Annotated in this window: 21 protein-coding genes; all 21 read right to left on the bottom strand. The window is 45.3% G+C overall.

The features are described from left to right. Positions 1–16: 16 nt before the first annotated feature. Positions 17–1,300, bottom strand: coding sequence for a LysM peptidoglycan-binding domain-containing protein (locus tag WMO42_RS02655; protein ID WP_349191487.1), 1,284 nt, complete (start codon positions 1,298–1,300; stop codon positions 17–19). A gap of 16 nt (positions 1,301–1,316) precedes the next feature. Continuing rightward, positions 1,317–1,532 (bottom strand): tail protein X, encoded by a 216-nt coding sequence (locus WMO42_RS02650; RefSeq protein ID WP_069431167.1) that lies wholly within the window; start codon positions 1,530–1,532, stop codon positions 1,317–1,319. After that, the gene (locus WMO42_RS02645; protein ID WP_349191485.1) at positions 1,525–5,169 is read right to left on the bottom strand and encodes a phage tail tape measure protein; all 3,645 of its coding nucleotides are present in this window, start codon (positions 5,167–5,169) and stop codon (positions 1,525–1,527) included. The genes WMO42_RS02650 and WMO42_RS02645 overlap by 8 nt, the downstream gene beginning before the upstream one ends. A gap of 196 nt (positions 5,170–5,365) precedes the next feature. Continuing rightward, the gene (locus WMO42_RS02640) at positions 5,366–5,788 is read right to left on the bottom strand and encodes a phage tail assembly protein (RefSeq protein ID WP_055285881.1); all 423 of its coding nucleotides are present in this window, start codon (positions 5,786–5,788) and stop codon (positions 5,366–5,368) included. 75 nt (positions 5,789–5,863) lie between these two features. Then, positions 5,864–6,382: a phage major tail tube protein gene (locus WMO42_RS02635; RefSeq protein WP_117469246.1), complete on the bottom strand. Its 519-nt coding sequence runs from the start codon at positions 6,380–6,382 to the stop codon at positions 5,864–5,866. Between the two features lie 16 nt (positions 6,383–6,398). Further along, positions 6,399–7,829, bottom strand: a complete 1,431-nt coding sequence (locus WMO42_RS02630; RefSeq protein WP_270472659.1) for a phage tail protein — start codon at positions 7,827–7,829, stop codon at positions 6,399–6,401. A 3-nt stretch (positions 7,830–7,832) separates the two neighbouring features. Continuing rightward, positions 7,833–8,213, bottom strand: coding sequence for a hypothetical protein (locus WMO42_RS02625; protein ID WP_349191483.1), 381 nt, complete (start codon positions 8,211–8,213; stop codon positions 7,833–7,835). A gap of 16 nt (positions 8,214–8,229) precedes the next feature. Further along, on the bottom strand, positions 8,230–8,727 hold the full coding sequence (locus WMO42_RS02620; protein WP_270472655.1) for a hypothetical protein: 498 nt from the start codon (positions 8,725–8,727) through the stop codon (positions 8,230–8,232). Positions 8,728–8,733: 6 nt separating this feature from the next. Next, positions 8,734–9,300 carry a phage tail protein gene (locus WMO42_RS02615; protein ID WP_306779504.1) on the bottom strand — a complete coding sequence of 189 codons (567 nt, stop codon included), beginning with the start codon at positions 9,298–9,300 and terminating at the stop codon, positions 8,734–8,736. Continuing rightward, complete coding sequence (locus WMO42_RS02610) at positions 9,297–9,575, bottom strand: hypothetical protein (RefSeq protein WP_242990499.1); 279 nt, start codon at positions 9,573–9,575, stop codon at positions 9,297–9,299. The genes WMO42_RS02615 and WMO42_RS02610 overlap by 4 nt, the downstream gene beginning before the upstream one ends. A 65-nt stretch (positions 9,576–9,640) precedes the next feature. Beyond that, the gene (locus WMO42_RS02605) at positions 9,641–10,696 is read right to left on the bottom strand and encodes a major capsid protein (protein ID WP_349191481.1); all 1,056 of its coding nucleotides are present in this window, start codon (positions 10,694–10,696) and stop codon (positions 9,641–9,643) included. A gap of 15 nt (positions 10,697–10,711) precedes the next feature. Further along, positions 10,712–11,047 carry a hypothetical protein gene (locus tag WMO42_RS02600; protein WP_250796695.1) on the bottom strand — a complete coding sequence of 112 codons (336 nt, stop codon included), beginning with the start codon at positions 11,045–11,047 and terminating at the stop codon, positions 10,712–10,714. Between the two features lie 14 nt (positions 11,048–11,061). Beyond that, positions 11,062–12,231, bottom strand: a complete 1,170-nt coding sequence (locus WMO42_RS02595) for a head maturation protease, ClpP-related (protein ID WP_349191479.1) — start codon at positions 12,229–12,231, stop codon at positions 11,062–11,064. Continuing rightward, positions 12,173–13,810 (bottom strand): phage portal protein, encoded by a 1,638-nt coding sequence (locus tag WMO42_RS02590; RefSeq protein ID WP_349191478.1) that lies wholly within the window; start codon positions 13,808–13,810, stop codon positions 12,173–12,175. Before WMO42_RS02590 ends, WMO42_RS02595 begins: the two co-directional genes overlap by 59 nt. Before the next feature lie 146 nt (positions 13,811–13,956). Further along, positions 13,957–14,193 (bottom strand): DUF6148 family protein, encoded by a 237-nt coding sequence (locus WMO42_RS02585; RefSeq protein WP_069431154.1) that lies wholly within the window; start codon positions 14,191–14,193, stop codon positions 13,957–13,959. Continuing rightward, complete coding sequence (locus tag WMO42_RS02580) at positions 14,194–16,026, bottom strand: phage terminase large subunit family protein (protein WP_118492239.1); 1,833 nt, start codon at positions 16,024–16,026, stop codon at positions 14,194–14,196. Continuing rightward, positions 16,007–16,498, bottom strand: a complete 492-nt coding sequence (locus tag WMO42_RS02575; RefSeq protein WP_055285907.1) for a hypothetical protein — start codon at positions 16,496–16,498, stop codon at positions 16,007–16,009. The genes WMO42_RS02580 and WMO42_RS02575 overlap by 20 nt, the downstream gene beginning before the upstream one ends. A 173-nt stretch (positions 16,499–16,671) precedes the next feature. After that, positions 16,672–17,481, bottom strand: coding sequence for a phage terminase small subunit-related protein (locus WMO42_RS02570; protein ID WP_349191475.1), 810 nt, complete (start codon positions 17,479–17,481; stop codon positions 16,672–16,674). 195 nt (positions 17,482–17,676) lie between these two features. After that, the gene (locus WMO42_RS02565) at positions 17,677–18,159 is read right to left on the bottom strand and encodes a sigma-70 family RNA polymerase sigma factor (protein ID WP_349191474.1); all 483 of its coding nucleotides are present in this window, start codon (positions 18,157–18,159) and stop codon (positions 17,677–17,679) included. A 43-nt stretch (positions 18,160–18,202) separates the two neighbouring features. Further along, the gene (locus WMO42_RS02560) at positions 18,203–18,343 is read right to left on the bottom strand and encodes a hypothetical protein (RefSeq protein WP_349191472.1); all 141 of its coding nucleotides are present in this window, start codon (positions 18,341–18,343) and stop codon (positions 18,203–18,205) included. Positions 18,344–18,528: 185 nt separating this feature from the next. Beyond that, positions 18,529–18,744, bottom strand: a complete 216-nt coding sequence (locus tag WMO42_RS02555; protein ID WP_250796691.1) for a hypothetical protein — start codon at positions 18,742–18,744, stop codon at positions 18,529–18,531.

Genomic DNA, 18,744 nt, shown 5'->3' with positions numbered 1-18,744 from the left:
TCTGTCATGTCTGCCATTAGTAGCCCTCCAATACCTGTTGTAATTCAATCTGTGTTGTATATCCTCCCGTCAATTTGTGGGTCGCTTTGGTAATCTTGTACTTTCTGTCAAACTTCTGGAAGCCTTTTAATTTAACTGTGGCACCTGCCACCAGCTGCACATCACCAAGCATTGTGAAACTTGCTGTAAACTGCTGTGTGTTCTTTTCACGTAGCCGTTTTTTTGCCAGTTCGTATGCTTCATTTGTGCTTCTGACCTTTTCGTTGACTTCAAGTGTTTGCCCGGTTCCCTCTGTGCTGTCTGCCGTGTATGTGCTTTCAATCGTTTCTTTGCTGTCCGGGTCCGTATACGAAACATGGCAGCTGGTGTATGCTGTATCATGCAGGCTGGTTCCCAGCTTGTATGAAATATAATCACCGCTGCCATATTTTATGGTTTTTATAGGTGGCTTGCTGTCATACTCTGCGGCGTCATAGATAACCACATTCATTGTGGTTACTTTCAGCGCAAGCCCTGCCGCTTTGCATAATTTCTGCAAAAACACAATGTCTGACGTCTGCACCTGCTCTTTTCTTTTGTACTTCGGTATGTTGTCCGCAATGTACATCAGTTTCAAGTTGCTTTCAGACGCTATCTGTTCTGCAATCACTTTCAAATTGGTGTTTTCCCACGCCTTTGATTTTCTTTCTACTCTCATTTTGGAAGTATAAGGAATTGACGTGCCCTTTAGTGTGATTTTTGTTGGCGGTCCGCTGGCGTCTACGCTGTCCAGTTCAAATGTCCCACAGTCCAGCACGGCGTCTTTGCCGTTATCGTGCCAGTTCTTCTGGACAATCGTTGCTGTTATCAATTTAGGGTCAGACACTTTCTTTGTTGTTTCTTTCGTTTCTGTGACCGTCTGTGTTGCTGTACCGCCCGTTGTGATTTTGAAAACCTGCCCCGGATATATTAAGTTAGGGTTTTTAATATTGTTTTCAGAAGCAATCTGCGGGTATTTTGTACCGCTTCCCAGATACTTTTTGGCAATAGCCCAAAGCGTATCACCTTTTTTGACCACATAATTGACAACGCTTGCAGCTTCAACCTGCTTTTGCACCGTCGTTGTGGTCTTAATGAAAGTCGGCTTTACTTCCAGCCAGCTTCCCAGCCACTTTCTTTCTCTATCATCAAACGCAAGCTGCAAATCGTCTGCGTTGTCTTCGTCTTCATCAGTGAAAGTAAGGCTGCTTAAATATTTATTTATATCTGCCGGGACTTTTACGTTTTGAAATTTCAGCCGCAGTTCCACCCGGCGTGCCATGTCTTTTGCGCTCATTCTACGTCAGCAGCCCCCTTTTCCACGGTGGCAGTTCCAAGTCTTCTTCGTCTTCCACTTCCGGGATTGTTAATACAACCCCGGCAGGGAAAACGTAGGTGCTGGCGTACTTGACATTGGCTTTCATCAGCTTATCTGTATGCAGGACACTTCCCATTTGTTCAAATGCTATCTTGTCCCACATATCCCCAGATATTGTTGTGTAGCTTTTAGTCATATTTCTGCCGCTTCTCCTTGTCTTCTTTTTCGTCCAGCAGGTCTTCAACGTCACGCAGCAACTTTCTGTTGTTCTCTTCCAGTTTTGCGTCCAAGTCTTCCAGCTGGTCCCCGTTGATAACTATTGTCGGACTGTTGTTTATAGTTACGTTGTTTGCACTTCCACCGCCACTTCCTGCGCCTGCTGTTACCTCTGGCGCTGTGTTGTAGTTATTCACCGTCTGCGGTGCTGTTGTGGTCTGTGCTGTTGGCGCTACCGCTGCCGCTGTTGTGGCTGCTGTATTCTGTGCAGCCAGAATGTTTCTTGTCTGGTCCGCTGTAAACACCGTGCGCCCCGGTGCGTTCGTGATTAACTCCGGTCCCGCTTCACCAGCAATGAACGTGTCTGGTGTGTTTTTTGAACCTTTCGCCAGCATAGGTATTTCAGATATGTTTATACCTTTTCCACCTACACCCGGCACCCAGTCTGGCACTTTTACTTTGTTCAATCCACGTATAACCGTGTTGACCGCAGATATAATGCCGTTGATAACTCCCGTACACACTGACTTGATGCCCTGCCAAATTCCAGAAAATATTTGCTTTATGCCCTCCCAAGCCTGCCGCCAGTTCCCGGAAAATACACCAGTTATGAAAGTGATAATTCCATTCAGTACGGTTGCAATTCCAGAAATTACACCGGAAATTGCTTGAACTCCGCTTTGTACGATAGACTGGATTGTTGGCATTGCAAATTGTATTGCTGCTAAAATTCCTTGAATTATTGGTGAAACTATGTTCCAGATTGTCGTCAGTGCTGTTTGTATCGCAGGTAAAAGCGTTTGCAATACGTTTGTCACCACTGGCAAAATTGCTTGAATTGCTGCGGAAATTGCCGGAAGCACCGTGCTACAAATAAAGCTGAATAATTCTGAAATAATCGGCAAAACATAAGTTGAAATGAATGTGATTATTTCTGAAATAATCGGCATAAGACCAGCAATGAAACTTCCTATCACCGGAATAATTGCACCGATAAAATCAGCAATGCTTTGTATAATCTGCATAATGGTTGGGGCTGCCGCTTGAATAAAACTAACAATCCCCGGTATTACCTGTGTAACAATTACCTGCAATACCTGTTCTGCAACTGGCACAACGTATGTGGTTATAAAGCCCACAACCTCTGAAACTGCGTTCTTGACTGTTCCCAGTACATTTACGAACGTGTCAAAGACTGCTGCGCCTTTATCTCCGAACAACTCTTGTATCTTGTCACGGGCTGCACCTATGTTCCCATCAGAAAACACATTCTTTATGGTGTCGCCTATGTTGGTAATGACCGAAACAATCTTGTCAAAGACTGCCAACGCTTCATCACCAAAGGTTCGCTGTATAAATCCCCTTATCTCTTCAAGATGGTTCTTTACAAGCTGTATTACTGTAATAATCGTTGTGATAACGCCCACAACTGGCAATATCTTTCCTGCAATACCTCCAAGTGGTCCCAGTGCTGTTTTTGCAAGGTTTCCAATAGGACCCAGCACCGTTTTTACCGCATTTCCCAGCGGTGCAATCAGTGTTGTTGCCTTGCTAAATGCTCCGGTAATCCCCTTTGTTATGAAGCCACCTACTTTTCCAAGTGGGCTGTTTGCAATCGCACCGCCTACCGTTCCAAGTATCGGACCCAGCTTGCCGCCAATTAGTGAAAATGGTTTCAGCATAAGTCCCAGCATTTTTGTTCCGGCTCCTGTCAATGCTCCGCTTGCTTTTCCTGCAATTCCTAAAAAGCCGCTGACAATGGACTGCTTCACGCCGCCCATAAAGCCTGTTACTGCTCCAACAACTCTGTTTCCACTGAATATATTACCTATTGCAGAACCTACGCCGCCCATAGCGCCTTTTACATTGCCAAAGTATGACAATATACCGCTTCCAGCTGTTTTCAGCTTTTCCGCAAAACTTACGCTTGTTGCTGCGTTTTCAATAAATCCGGCACGCAGTCCCAGCAGTTTTTTTGCCAGTGACAATATGCCGTCTTGCGCTGATAATGTAACCAGCTTTGTTGTCAACATTCCCACTTTCAATGCTGCCAGCCCCGCTGCTACCTTTAGGGCTGTTTGCACTAATTTTGGGTTTGCTGCTGCAAATTCTGAAACTTTAGTGACCACAACCGCCACTTTGTCTGCCAGATTTCCGACAATCGGCAGTAAGTTTTGACCAAGAACAATGCCCAAGTTTGCTATACTGTTCTTTGCCTTTTCCATTTTGGCTTCTGTGGTGTCTTCCATTTTGGCAAATGCGCTGTCTGTTGCCCCAACGCTGTTTACCATGTCTTGTACGCTTGAATTGAAGCCGTCAACTCCGTTTGACAGAAGCGACATTGCCGCTTTTCCGGCTTCTGAACTGCTGAACATATCAGATAGGGCAAGACCAGACTTGCTGGCTTCTTCCTGTATACCGCCCAGAATTTCCCCAAGTGATTTACCGCTTGCCATCAATTCTGCAAAGCTGCCGCCCATCTTCTGCCGCAATAGCTTGTCTGTCGTACTTCCAGACTTTGACAACTCATTTAACATACTGTTCATGTATGTTGTCGTTTCTGCGGCTGCAATACCTTTGCTGGTCATTATTGCATATCCGGCACATAACTGTTCCAGTGAAACATTGCTGGCGTTTGCAGTCGGTATGATTTTACCCATACTGCTTGCCAGTTCTCCTACTGTCACTTTACCTTTGTTCTGCGTCTGTACCAGCATATCTGATACCGTGCTTACTTTGTCCGCACTCATGCCGTATGCGTTCAATACGGTTGTTAATACGTCCAGCGTTTGCGAACTTTCCGCAAATCCGGCTTTTGCTAACTTCGTACTGTTTGTAACAAAGTTTACGGCGTCACCTGTCTTCTGTCCGGCAGATATAGCGTTGTACACATCATCAGCAATGGCATTGGCTGCAATTCCTGTCTTGTTTGACAGTTCCATTATCTGTTGTGACAATGTGCCCAGTGGGACTTCCTGCGTATCTGCAATGGTTCCCACCTTTGCTATTGCTTTTTCGTACTGTTGCGCTGCCTGCACGGGTCCTGCATACACTGCGGCGGCTACGGCACTAATTGCGCCAATAGTTCCCAGCAGTTGTCCTTTTGTCTTTGAAATGCTCTGTTCTACCTGCTGTTGCTTGTCATTCAGTTTTTGCAACGTCTGCTGTGAAGTTTGCAGCTTTTCATAAGACTTTTGCAGTCTTCCGTTGGCTTCTTCCAGATTATCCGTATTTACTCCGGCTGCTTTCAGTTCGTCGGCATAACTGTTTAATTGTTTTTCCTGTTCTTCGATTTTGGCAGTGGTCTGTTGTATCTGGTTTTCATTCTTTTCAAGCTTCTTCCGCAGTGCTTCTGTGGGTTCGCCTGTCTGCTGCAATTCCTGCTGTAATCGGTCATGCTCTGCGTTAAGCTGCGCCAGCCGTTCTTTGTTCTTGTCAATAGCGGCAGACTGCTTTGTGTAGCCGTCAATCTTTGATTGCAGGGAATTGACATTTTTTAAGCTGTCCCGTAACTGGTTATTGGTGTTAATTGCGCTTTTGAATGTGCTGTTAAAATTGCCACCCAGCGACGCTTTCAGCTTAAAAAGCAGTTCAAATTCCTTTTGTGACCCTGCCAAGCTGTTTCACCTCCCTACGCATTATTGCTGTTCTGTTTCTGCTCTTCCGCTTCTTCTTTTTCCACTTCATTTATGGTTTCAATCCATGCAAAAAGTCTGCGTATAGGCATTTGCAGCCAGAACGGGACGGGCGTATGTGAAGCCCTTGACATTTTGTATATCTGCTTTCTTATGAACTTTGCGGGTTCTTTAATTTTTAGTAGCCCGCAGCAATTAAAAAATCCCTTGCTTTGTTCTTAATCTTCATGTAATCGCCTACCGGAAGACGTCTGATTTCATCAGAAGCAACCCCCGCAGCTTTTGCCGCAAGAATACACTGGAACGCAGAGGAAATTTCCGGTGAAAGTGCATATTTGTTCTGGTCTGCAAGTTCCTGTTCTACTGCTTCAATATCTTCACCAGTTAAATTGTCAAAATAGAAAGTTAATTTTGTATACTTCTTTCCCTCAATCTCTCTGGGCTTTTTGAATGTGTGTGTATAATTCAAACTGCCGTCTTCTTCCTTGTCTTTCTTCTTGTCGTCAAAATTGACCACGCCGCTTGCCTGTGCTTCCTGCATTTCCTTTTCCTGCTCTGTTACCTGCTCCATGTTTTCAGTTGTATTTGTTGTATCTGACATTGTTTATTCCTCCATATCTTTGATTTTAGGCAGGAAAAAACCAGCGGTCTTCCCGCTGGCTCCTGCTGTCTTTTTTTACTTGCCTAATGCTTTTCTGACGTCCTTTAAGTAATCTTTGCCATTGATAATGCACACAAAGTTTAACGGGTCAATTTCCGTTACCTTTGAACCGTCCAAGTACATTGCATAGTATGAAACGGCATATTCACCGCTTACATCAGCTGTTGAAGCTGCCGCAACTTTTCCAAGTGCTGTCTTCTTCGGCTTTACTTTCATAATGTGCTTAACGCCGGACACTTCGTTTGCGCTTGTGCGCAGGTTCATTCTCTGCTGTGCAACTCGCAGGTCAATTCTGTGTACCCGTGGTTCCATCAGCTTGACTGCTGCCGCTGTGACAGTTCGGAAATTGAAAGTTGTTGACATTGCATTTAAGTGACCGATAATGATTTCTTCGATATTTCCCGCAATGCCTGCGCCGCTCAACTCTTCCGTCATGTACTCCAAGTCTGGCAGTGTCACTTCTGTGGTTCCCAGATACTCTACGGCGTCTTCGTAAATCGCATAGTTAATAACCAATTCGTCAACTTTTGACATTCTGTTTCACCTCCTGTTATGCTGCCACCAGTGCTGCAAGATATGACAAGTCATATTCAAGCACAAAGTCCATTTTCTGCATTGGTGATGGCGGCGTCATATAAATGTGAAAACGCACAATTCCTGCTGCAAGCTGGCTTGTGCTGTTTTCGCTTTCGTTGAACTCCACACGTCCACCAATGATTTTTTCATCAGTTGCAAGGCTTGCCAGCCAATCATTGATTGACTGCACAACTGCGTCAATCAGACGTCTTTTAATTCCTCTGTCAATGTAGTTCCAGTACGTCAAAATAAGCGTCTTTGCAACCCACTTGAACATACGGTTGATACAGTAGAAATAGTCCGTCACGTCTGTGTTGGCAGGGTAACAAGCCGTATAATTTCCCCAGCTTACAAAGCCATTAAAGAAATTAAGTGCAGTCACAACGCCGTTTTCGTTCAAGTAGTTTGCCTGCTGAATATCCATGACTACTTCCGAACCGTCCGCAGTAACCATTCTGTCTGCCTGTATACCCTTGTTTGAAGCACTTTCGCAAGGTGTGCCGCCGCCGTACTCTTCCGCATTGTCTACGGCTGACATACTGGCTGCAAGCTGTGTTGAAAGATTGAAAACTCTATCTCCCAGCGCAACTTTAGGGAAGCAGACAACTTCTGTTCTTTTTGTGAAGTTTTTCTGTTTCTTCCATGCTGGCACTTCCGTGTAGTATGTCGCCCCGGTTTCTGCCGTGCAGTCAATGTCCAGAATTGCTTCACCCTCAAACAGTCCGTTGATATTCTCTGCCTTTGCAGACATTACAGCTGCAACCTCTGCGTCATGTGACCAATTCGGACACAAAATAAGGTCTGGAACCTTTGTATAAAGTGGAAATACATTGTTAATCAGTTCAAGTCCGGTTGTCTTGTGTGTGCTTACGCTGTAACCGCCGATAATATCACTTTTTGTGACCTGTGAAGCGTCCACGGCGTCATATTTCACGGTAAGTTTGCCTGTGGTTTCTTTTAAGAACTCCACAACGCAGTTTGTGTCGCTGTAAAATACTTCGTAATCTTCCCCGGCTGTCTTTCCTGTGATTTCCACACTGCCTGCGATTGCTTCCGCAGGTAATACAATCTGACCGTCTACAACGTCTATCTGTGTTTCATCAACTGTTTTCTTGTGCTTCTTAGGGTCAAGAACATTTACAAAGAACACCTGCGCAGAATTGAACAATGTAAACGCTGTGTAAATTTCTTCACAAAGACTGTATTTCTTCCAGTCGTCGGAATATCCCAACGCCTGCACTGCTTCTTTGTAGCTTGAAGCCATAATGACTTCATTTACTTTTCCGTTTACCATCTGCACGGGTGCTGTTCCAACCACAAAATGCACGCCAGTATCTACGGACACGGGCGTGATTGCGCCATTGTTTGTCTTGCTGGCGTTTACTCCATGTGATACGTCACTCATTTGTTATACCTCCTGTTCTGCGTATGCAAGGGCGGCAGCCTTTAAGTCTGAATAATACTTGTTGTATACATTCCCGGTTGTCTTCACCTTGTCTTTCTTGTCTGCCAGTTCGGAAATAGGAACCAGCATTTTTCTTACAAGCGGGAACTTTTCAAGAATGAAAGAAAGTTCTTCTTCAATCTCTTTGTCTGTTCCCTCAAAAATCTTGTTGCATGGCAGCATTGCTTTTGGCAGGTTCGGTCCAATGTAAATCAGCTTTACTGTTTCCGACTGCGTATTTGCCGTTTTTACGGCTTTTTCTTCTGTTGTGGTATTTTCTACCGCCTGCACCTTTTCAACGTCCTTTTCGGCTGCTGTGGCGCTTGCTGTGGTCGCTTTTGCCATTTTGTCTTCCTCCTGTCTATAAATTGTGCAAAATCTCTGCCACATCACGTTGCGTGACTGGCATACTCCAATTTGTCACCATTTCGCCCATGTAGTATGGCGGCGTGGTGTCTTGATATACGATATATTCCAGCGGCAGTTCCAAGGCAAATTGACCGCCGCCGATTGTCCCGGCTTTCTTCAATTCGCTGCGCACTCTCAAAATCAGATTGAGAAGTGCCAGCGGTCCGTCCTGCCCATCTTCTGAATACACCGCAAATATTATTCTTACTTTGCAGCTGTCTTCCTCTGGTTCGCCTGCTTTCTTGTCGTCCGTCCCTGTTAGGAACTTTAACAGAATGTATGGCACTTTCTGTTGTACGTCGTCTGCTTCCGGCAGCCCCATTTTATAAACTGCTGCTGCTCTTTCTTTTTCTTCGCTGCTTCCCGTTCTGGTTCGCACTGGCAAAATAATGTCAGACGTTTTGGAACTAATGAATTTCTGCAATTCTTCCAACAAAAAAACTGGTGTCATAATTCTTTACCCTCCATAACCATTCAAAATCCTGTTCATTTCGTGTATAATTCTTTCGTTTACCAGTTCTTGTGCTTCCTTTTCCAGCCCGTCTATAATATCTTCGTTTCCCACCATCTGTGCTGCTGATAGTCCCATTTTTTCTTCAATCGGAAAACGCTTGCGCCCTGTCCTCTCAAATACTCCGGTGTGACCATTGCTTTTCATTTCTGCAATAAAAGCGTCTTCAAATGGTGTCCCGCTACCGCCTTTTTTAACTGCTGCCCGCACCTGCTTTCCAGTTCCGGGCTTCGTCGGCGTTACTTTGAATTTGTACAGCGGTATTTTCACGCCAGAAAACGAAACAAAGCCCGCAAGGTTTCCCGTGCTGGCTTTTGTTATATTTATTCTGGTTGCTTTCGTCAGTGCTGCGCCATTTACGGCATATACGGTTTTTACCTGCTTTATTGCCTGTGTCTTCACTCTGGAAATACCACGGTTCATAGCGCTGGCAAATACTCTTTCTGCACCTTTTGGAACGTCTGCCAGCAGGGTTCCCACTCTTTCTATTGCGTCAGATGTTATTTCAATCATTCTTCCAACATCTCCAATTCAAGAATTATTTCCCCGTCCTCGCAGTCTGCTTTTGAAATGTTATACATATTGATTGCCCCGGCTTCGTCAATTTCAAGCTGGCGTCCTTTTTTGGGAACGCAACCAAAATCATATAATGACATATAGACCAGACAAGAAGCACGGTTTATGCCCTCTGCATTGTCCCCGTTTCCTCTCTGCCGTTCGTCGGCTGCCGTGTGGTCAATGATTATGGGCAAATAGTGTTTCTTACCTTGATACCATATATCAGTCATAGTTGCCATTTCTCCGCAGTTGTGAAACACTTTCATGTCACTGGCAAGCTGTGCTTTGAAGTCCATTAGATAGGTGTTGCAACAAACCAGCTGTCTACATCATGCGGAACGCATAACGGTGCAGAAGACAGATTGAGGAAGCGGCGGGCAGGCTTGCGCTTTGTCCATGTGTCCGGTACATATTTACCCTCTACGGTCACAAAGTTGCCGTCTGGTTCCTTAATAAGTGTGATTGCTCCATAGTACATGGAATAATCAGCATTTGTGCTTAACAGTGCTAAACTGTCCGCAGGTACAAGCGGCTTGTCCTCCGGTGCGTCCGGGTTTGTCCAGTCGTCAAGATACCACTCGTTGTACTTGTAAATATCAAGTCCCAGTTCGTGAATTGTGCCAATGTATGTGACGCCGTTCGGTAACTGCTTAGGCTGGATAACTGCAAGATTGAAGTTTTTCACATCAAGCATTTTCTGCACCTTTGGGTGATTTACAAACGCATTTGCAACGTCACTTCCCATTACGCAAATGTCGCAGTTCACAAAACCTTTCTTCTGTACTGTTTCGTGCCAGCGTTTAATATCTGCGATAGGGTCGGAAGTGTCAGCAGTCCACTTGTTTTTTGCAACTGAAATAGTTTCTTTGTTTGTAAAAGAAAAATCAATTACTTCATTCACTCCGTCGCCAATGATAGGGATTGCGCCAGTGAAGATTGTCTGTGCGCACATCAGTTCTTCACGTCTTAAAATCTGCTCTCTTAACTCCTTGAAGTCATCTGCCATTTTAAGTACGGCACGTTCCGCAGGTGTTCTGCCAGAATAAAGACTTTCGCCCGGTCTTCTGATTAACAAATCATCAACGGTTGTCACTTTCTCCGGTGCAACTAAAGGCGGTGTATATGTCTTTGTCTGATAACCAGTGTTTGGCACTACCTTTCCACCAACTAATCTGCTGACGAACGGTGCAACCTTTCTGCTACCCTTTCTAAAGTCAACGTCAACGTCCTTTGTGGTGAATGTTTCTTCATGTCTGAAAAATGTACTTCTGAAAAAAGTACGCACGGGCGGTAACTTCTGAACCACTCTGCCCATTGTCCGTGGTTCGTAAATAGATACTTCGTTTGCCATTGTTGTTCTTCCTCCTTATCTCAAAAAGATTGATACCTTGCGCAGTGCTTCTTTGATTTTTGCTAAATCTGCCCCGGCTTCAAGTGCTAATGCGTCAGCGAAAAACTCACCTGTCATGTAATATGTTACTGGTTCGCCGTTTCCTGCTGCCGCAGCAGCAATACCGATTGCGCTTGCTTCGCTTCCTTTTGCAACTGGAATAATCTTGTTGTCATTCGCAGTGTCAATCATTACTGGTGCATATTCCTTGATAGCTGCATTTGCTGTTCCGGTTTCCGGTACTGTTGGAAAATCACCAGCAAAAAAGTTCTTCGGTGTGATTTCTCTTTTTTCTACTGCATATTCACCCATTTGCTTGTACCTCCTTATTTCTTGTCTGGAAACAACTTGTCAATAGCGGCGTCAAACACGTTCTTGCCGTTCTCTCCTGTGTTGTCCTCCGGTGCTGCTCCCTGCACGCCGTTTGCACCGCTGTTTTCTGCGTCCTGCTGGCGGTTCTGAATGTAGTTGCCGCCCGCTTTGTTCTGCTCTGAAATGATTTTAACTGCCATTTCCTGTGCAGAAATAGGGTTGTCAAACTTTGCGTCCTTTGCGATTGCGTCATAGTTGCCGTTTGCCAAGTCTTCAATGCCTTTAATTCTGGCACGTTCTGCGGCTGCTGCTTCATTCTGGATTGTCGCTACTAAATCCGGGTATGCGGCTTTTAGTGCGTCAACCGTTGTGATTTTGTTTTCTGGTGCTGCCATTTGTGGTTCCTCCTTTTCCTGTGGCTTGTTGATAGGTTCTGTTGCACTATTTACTAAACTACCCGGATTTTGATTGTGCGGGCTGTTTAATAACTGGGTTGGAATACTCTTGAACATGGAAACGTCAATAGGCACTGAATTGACAACGATTTTTGAAGAATTTTCAACAACTGTTGTGCTGTCTTCAAACATCAATTCATCACAAAAGCCGTTTTCAACGGCAATGTCGCCCGTCCACCATGTTTCATTTGACATAAGCTGTTCTATGTCCTCTGTCTTTTTGCCAGTCTTACTGGCGTATGTATTGACAATGCTTTGTTTAATCACTTTCAGTTCATCAGCCATCTTCAAAAAGTCTTCTGCTCTGAAAGTGTCCCAGACTGTCATTGCGGGGTCATGTATCATAAATACACCATTTCTGGCAATCTTGATTGTGTCGCCTGCCATAGCAATGATTGTGGCTGCGGAAGCTGCCCAGCCATCAATTTTGACTGTCACTTTCGCTGAACAATCTTTCAATCTCGTAAAAATCGCATTTGCTGCGAACACATCACCGCCGCCGCTGTTAATGCGCACGATAATTTCTGGCACATCACCAAGCGCCGCAAGTTCTTGATTGAATTGCTGTGGCGTCACCCTGTCTTCCCACCATGACTGCTGGCTGCTTATTGCGCCGTATAAAAGCAGTTCTGGCGGCTTGTCCCCTGTTGCCGGGATAAAGTCCCAGAATTTATTTGTCGTCACCCCGTAAGGATTGCCCGGTGTTCTGCTGTCCTGCTGCTGGTTCATTCCCGGCATTGTCTGCGGGTTCTGCTGGGGTGTTCTGTTTGTTTGTGGTTCCATTGGCAATTTTCTTCACCTCTTTCAGTTCTTTTTCTTCGTGTTTCAACTGTTCGACATTGTTATAAAAGTTGCTTCCCGTCATTTGCATTGCTTCATCACTTCTGGTGCTAAAGCCGTTTGACACTCTCTTTTCTGCGGCTGTAACCTCTTTTACCGGGTCAAGCATACCTTTTGCAGGTCCGTTCCACTTTGCCCCGCAATATGCTTTTCTTATTGCCGGGTCAGTAAAAAAGCCCGGTGCTTTGATACGTCCTTTTGCTACTGCTTCCGTCAGCCATTCTTCATATACTGGCTGGCAAAAGTCCGTTGATAGCCAGTCACGGTACATATTAAACATTTTCCATGCTTCTTCCAGCGCACCTTTGCTGGCTGTATAGCTGGAATTAAAACGCTTCACAAGTAATTCATACGGAATTTCAAGTGCTGCGCCTATCTGCTGGCATATTGCTTCTACAAAGCCGCCAAAATTGGCGTTTGGTCTTCCGGGGTTCGTGTCGTGGGCTTTCTCGCCCTCGTTTAAGTCGATAACGGCGCCCGGCGCAAGTTCAATGGTGCTTTCGTCTTCTGCGTCCACCTGCACTTCTTCCGGCAGCATACTTCCTATGGCGTCTTCTGCGCTGGCGTCTGCCTTTTCAATGAAAATGGTAAACATACCAGACACAACCGCAGCCACAAGCTCTGCGTCCGTGTATCTTCCAAGCTGTTTCAAACTTTCAATGACTGGCGCAAGGAACGGAACGCCCCTGCGCTGTCCTATTCTTTCCCGGTTCATCATGTGAAGCACATTTCTTCTTCCGGTCTTTTGTCCGTATGCTTCAACCCTCTGCCAGCTTATGTCATTGTATGCGTATGACAACGGGTGGTGGTTCGCTATGTGATACGCTATCACTTCTCCGGACTTGTCAACCTCTACACCTCCAACAATCTTGTTGTCTATGGTGTCGCAGTCGTCCGGGCTGCAAAGTCTGTCTGCTTCTATCAGCTGCACACGCAGGTCATACGGCTGGTTTATTCGTGGTTTGACTGGCAATACCGCCAGACAATCCCCAGAAATAAGCCAGTTCATAAAAGCCAACTGCTGCAACTCGTAAAAGTTGTCTATCCTTGACATATCGCAATCATTGCTTTCAGCCCAGATAGACCACTCTTTTTCAATCTTTTTTTCAAGGTTCCGGCGTTCTTCTGGTGAAATTCCCAGCGTTTCTGCGTCAATGGTCGATTTCAACCGCAGCCCACGTCCAACAACGTTGGTGCGCATGGTTTTGACTGCCCCGTTTGCCAGTGGCACGCCCATGTATAAATCACGGGTACGCTGGCGCAATATAGATACATTGTCTTCTATGTCCTCACGACTGCTGCCGCCTGCATGAAGCCAGCCTGCAAGTGATTTCTTTGCGACGCTGGCGCCATAATTGCCATACCCACTGTCTAAAATCTGCATTTTCTGCCTTGCAACCGTTCTTTTCAGTGCTGCTTGCGGTGCTATGACTGCTATTGCCTTATCAATTCCCGCTGCAATTCCCACGCTTTCACCTCCTTTATTGCATGAAAAAAGCACCTTTTCACGGGTGCTTTTTGTCTTTTCTCACTTATTCACGCTACAATATTACCCCATTTTTGCGGGCAATGGGGGGAAATAAAGCCTAAAAACGGGCAATCACGGGCAATGTTTTATAAATCCCGTGGTACAAATCGTTTTGCACGGTTCCTGCCGCCGTATTTTGCCGCATTTTCAAGCGCAGTGACTTTCCCTTGCCAATATTCAATAGACTTTCTAATTTCGGTCAGATTGGCTTTTGTCATGGTCCTGCTGCCTATCGTGTATGACTGGGCGTTTGTCACTGCCAGTTCCGCTTCCAGCCATGCGTCAAGGTGTCTTTTTGCTGTTTCCAGTGTAATTCCTGCCATTTATAAAATTCCTCCACTTCTTCTTCTGCCACGTTTTACAATTTTCTTTGCTTGTGTGGCGTCTTTCTTTTTATCCGGTTTCTTCAACGGTACGTTGATTATTTCAATAGCTGCCGTTGCGTAGTTTCGGCAGTCCAGCGCTTCATTTCGCTTGTGTTCGCCTTTGTCTTTCAGTTCCCATGCAAAATATGGTCTGCCCATCTTGTAACGCATTACCTTTTTTTCTGACGTTAAGCCCTTGAAATACTTTTCGTCATATCCCTTGCCCTCTTCTTTTGGAAAATGGCAAAAGCCGGGTCCCTCTTCCTCCAGCTTTAGCCTGTCCATAAGCAGGCTTTTCCCGGTATCAACTCCCAGTGTGAAAAGGTATGCGCCCTCACGGTTGCTTTTTGACGGCTTCTGTATATACGCTGCGGCGCTATCGTTTGAACCTTTGATTGCAAATACCCTGCGATTGAACCGGGCTTTGCAGAATTTATATACTTGATTGGTTCTGTGTCCTCCACTATCAATGCAGACGCATGACAGCTTCATTTTCGTTCCGTCTGGTTTTTCAAAGGTCTGCAATAAGAATGTGTCAAGGTCTTGCCAGACTTGATTGTTGATGTCTGAATTGTCGCCGTATATTGCCGCATACCTAATGCCCCAGCTTTCATATTCTGGACCCCAGCCCACAACTTCAATTTCAAATCTGTCGTCCTGCGTATCTACGCCAGCTGTCAAGTACAGCACTTCTTCTGGCACTTCGCACTTGTATTTCTCCCGGCGTTTCATCAGTTCGTCGTCTTCTATGGTTTCCCCGTCTTCTTCCCACGTTTGCCCCATTTCGGTATTAGTCCATACTTTCATAAGTTCCACGTTGCCTTTTTTCATCTGGTCATTTGCCGTCAGAAACTTTTCAACAACTTCTTGCCATGTGGTCAATGTGGAAGCAAGCGTGTTCAAGTGGAATCCACGCACGGGGTTGTCTGGGTCTTCGTGTACAAAGGTTCCGTCAATAAAGTGTTCTTTCCATTCTGCTTCACTGGATATGACGCCGCACTTGCTGCAAGCGTATCTGATTTCTGATAGGTCGTTTTTGTCGAACACAACATTTGACCAGACCAGCGGTTGCAGTTCTCCGCAGCACGGGCACGGTGCGTTCCATTCTCCCCGGCTGCTGTTTTCGTACTCCACTTCTATTCTGGAAGCCCCTTTGACTGTCGGTGTTGAAATGTCCACCTGCTTTTTATTCCAGAATGTAGTCTGACGCTTTGAAGCCAGCAAAAGTGGGTCGCCCTCTTTTCCTGCACTGGCTGGGTATGCGTCTATTTCGTCTGCAAGCAATATTCTGATTGTGTGGCTTCGCAGTCCCGTTGGGCTGTTTGCGCCTGCAATCGTTATGAAGCCGCCCGGAAATATCTTTTGCATGATTGTGTTGCCGCTGTTGCGGCTCTTCTCATTGATACGGTCAGCCAGTACGGGTGTATCACGCAACATAGGCGACAATTTTTCTTTTGAAAACTTCTCTGCCATGTCGATTGTCGGTTGTATAACCATAATCGGTGACGGGTCATAATGCACATAATATCCAATAGGGTTCAACACCATTGCGTCTGTTTTTCCCACCTGCGCTGCTGACATAATCACAACTTTTTTTATTGTAATATCTGTTATGGCGTCCATAATCTCTTTTTGATACGGCGCCTTTGCTGTCTTCCAACGTCCCGGCTCTGCGGAAGACCCGGCAGACAGTCTGCGGAACTTATCTGCCCACTGCGAAAGTGTCATTTCCGGCGGTGGTTGTAGCACTTTGAAAATCCGTGTGAACATATCAACTGTGTTTTTCTTCATTGTCTACACCATACCCAAACACTGTCTGAAAGTCTGAAAGTTCTTCCAGCACTTCATCAATGGCGCTTTTCAGCAGCTTAAATATTTCTGTCTGGTCCTTTTTCTTTGATAAAATGGGGCTTAACTTTGCAGGTATAGCCATAAGCCTTGTTTTGAACCTAACAAGCGTGTCCGTCATTACCTGTTCCACGTCCTCTGTGGTGTGTACCTCATTTCTGCGCAGCTGCAATTCCAGTTCTTGTGCTTCTCTTTTTGCTCTGACCAGCTTTGCACGTTCTGCGTTGTAATCTATTGCACTTTCACTTTCCGGGTTGTTTTTGCGCAAATAATTTATGTACTGGTGGTTTACGGTCTTCAAGTCGTACAGCCCCGGTCTGATTTCCGTTATAACCTTTTCGTCACGCAGCTGGCGCACTCTGCGTTCTGAAATATCCAGCCAAGCGGCAACCGCCTTTGAAGTGTACGCTTTCAAAAACCGCACCCCCTTTCTTTTGTGTCCGAATTGGTCACATTTTTTCTTTTTTTAGCCCATACCCCTTTATTTTTTACCGGGTCGGAAGCGGAAATGGAATTTTCAAAATTATATCTGGGCAGGTTTTGGGCGTCGCCGTACCCGCAGTGCTTCCAGACCGCCAGAAGAACCTATTAAACGTCGTCCACAACGTCTGTGATTTCGTCGTTTTCTGTGCTTCCGTCCGGGTCAATCTCAAATTCTCCCGTTAGCTTCTGTTTGTTCAATTCAAGTTGCTTTTCCGCAAGCTGTAAGCGTCTGTCCTCTAACTCATACGCCTTGATACTGTCCAGCTGCTTGATGATACGCCCGTGTAGCTTGTTTAGTTCAGCTTCCACTTTCATTGCTCTATCAAACGGGCTTGACTTGATAATAGATTTCATTGCTGTTTTGTATATCTCTTTGCCGCCCTCTGGGTCTGTCGCTTGCCCCTGCTCCATGCCGCAGTCCTCTTCTTCCCTGCGTTCTTCCATGCTCTTTGGCACAATCATGTGTACGATTTTATCAGTATAAAAGCCGCCTGCTTCTTTACTCTCGTACTCTTTCAGCAGGCTTTCCAGATAGGCTTTGCGGACGTATAATGCCTGCAATTCCTCCATCATTTGAGATAGTGCGGACGGTGTACCCATGTTCTGTATTGCTGCCGCCTGCTCCGGGTCTATGTCTTCATACCCCGCCTGTGCAAATGCTCCATGTGTGACAGCGTTTTTGTTCCCCTTTTTTGCCGGGGTTTTTCCCGCAGCATTTTTATTGCCTTTTTGTCCACCCCTTTTTTTAGGCTTCTTTTTCAAGGCTTCGTCCCAGCTGTCTTCTGACTTCCATTTTCTTATCCGCACTTCTGGCACCCCTGCCAGTTTTGCCAGTTCCGCTGTTTCAATCTTGCCGTCTGCGTCCAGATAGCGTTGCATTGACTTGTCCCGTTCCGGGTTTCGTGGTCTTCCCATCTTCTCACCTCTTTTCGTTCGTTTTCATTCTTTTCAAGTCTTCCGGTTTACGGAAGTATAAAAAATTATGGGCTTTGTAAATTCAAAAAATCCCAAAGCCCACTATTGCCAACGTGCAATTTATAACGGCTTAAAGCCTGCTTCACTGGCTTAAATTATACCAGTAAAACGCAGGCAATGGCGGGCAATGATTGCTTATGCAATCCTCTGAAATTGTGAAATAATCTGGTTCTTTTCAAACCTCTGTGAAAGTGTTTCAACTGCTGTATCTCTGATATTTTTGCACTGTCTTTCACTGTATGAGTTTCGTACCGCTACTTGTTCCCATTTGAGGTTGTGCATGTAAAAATCAAAAATAATGCGCTTTTCTTTCAGTTTCAGTCTTGAAACTTCTTGCAAAATCTGTGCTTTTAGTGCTTGTAACTGCTGCGCCTTTGCTTCATACTCTTTGATTTCGCCGCTGACATAATCTGGAATATTAAGCGCCATATTTTCTGTTTGTCGTGATATATTATTTTTTCCTTTTGGTAGACCGTCGCACTGTATAGCGCCAATGGGGTTGTAGTATTGGTCCGTTAAGTCACTTATAATCTTTCTGTATATATTCACCTCCCCGTCTATGTCTTTATAGTATTCCAGCAATTCAATAACCCTGTCTTTTTCCATTGCCTGCGCCATTTGCTTTTCCTCCATTCTTTGTTTTGCCAGTTTTGCCCGGCTGCTATCCGTCTTGCACGTCAACTGCGTGTTCTCCTGCTGCCTGCTGCCGCTCTTTCTCTTCGTACCCCATGCACTTTATGTATCTTTCCGGCTTTCCGCAGCTTTCATAATATTTGCAGTCTACGCAAACATTTTCTTTCATTTGCGCTTCCTCCGTGATATGTACCCTGCGCACTCCGGCTGCCCCCTTAATAACTGCATGGAACACGCCCCGCCGCACTCATAAGCCTTTGTGATATGCTTTGCGCACTTTGTATTTGCACACTGGTTCCGGCAAAATACGGGCGTATTGTCTGTATTAAGCATTATTATTGGTCTTTCCATCTGCTATACCTCCATTTTTCTTATGAACTGGAAGCACTCTGCTGCGTCGTGCATGGTTCTTATTACTCCATCTTCGTCTATGTATACTGCGTCAATAAATTTTGGTTTTGGTGCGTTTCTGTCTTCTATTGGTTCATTTCCAAAATCAATCATAATTTGCAGAACATTGTATATTCTTTCGTGAATAATCATTTTATAATCTGTCATGTTTATTGGCAT

Source organism: Lachnospira sp. CLA-JM-H23, assembly GCF_040096425.1.
In the GTDB taxonomy this organism is placed as follows: Bacteria; Bacillota; Clostridia; order Lachnospirales; family Lachnospiraceae; genus Lachnospira; species Lachnospira rogosae.
This window is presented reverse-complemented; position numbering and strand designations above follow the sequence as displayed.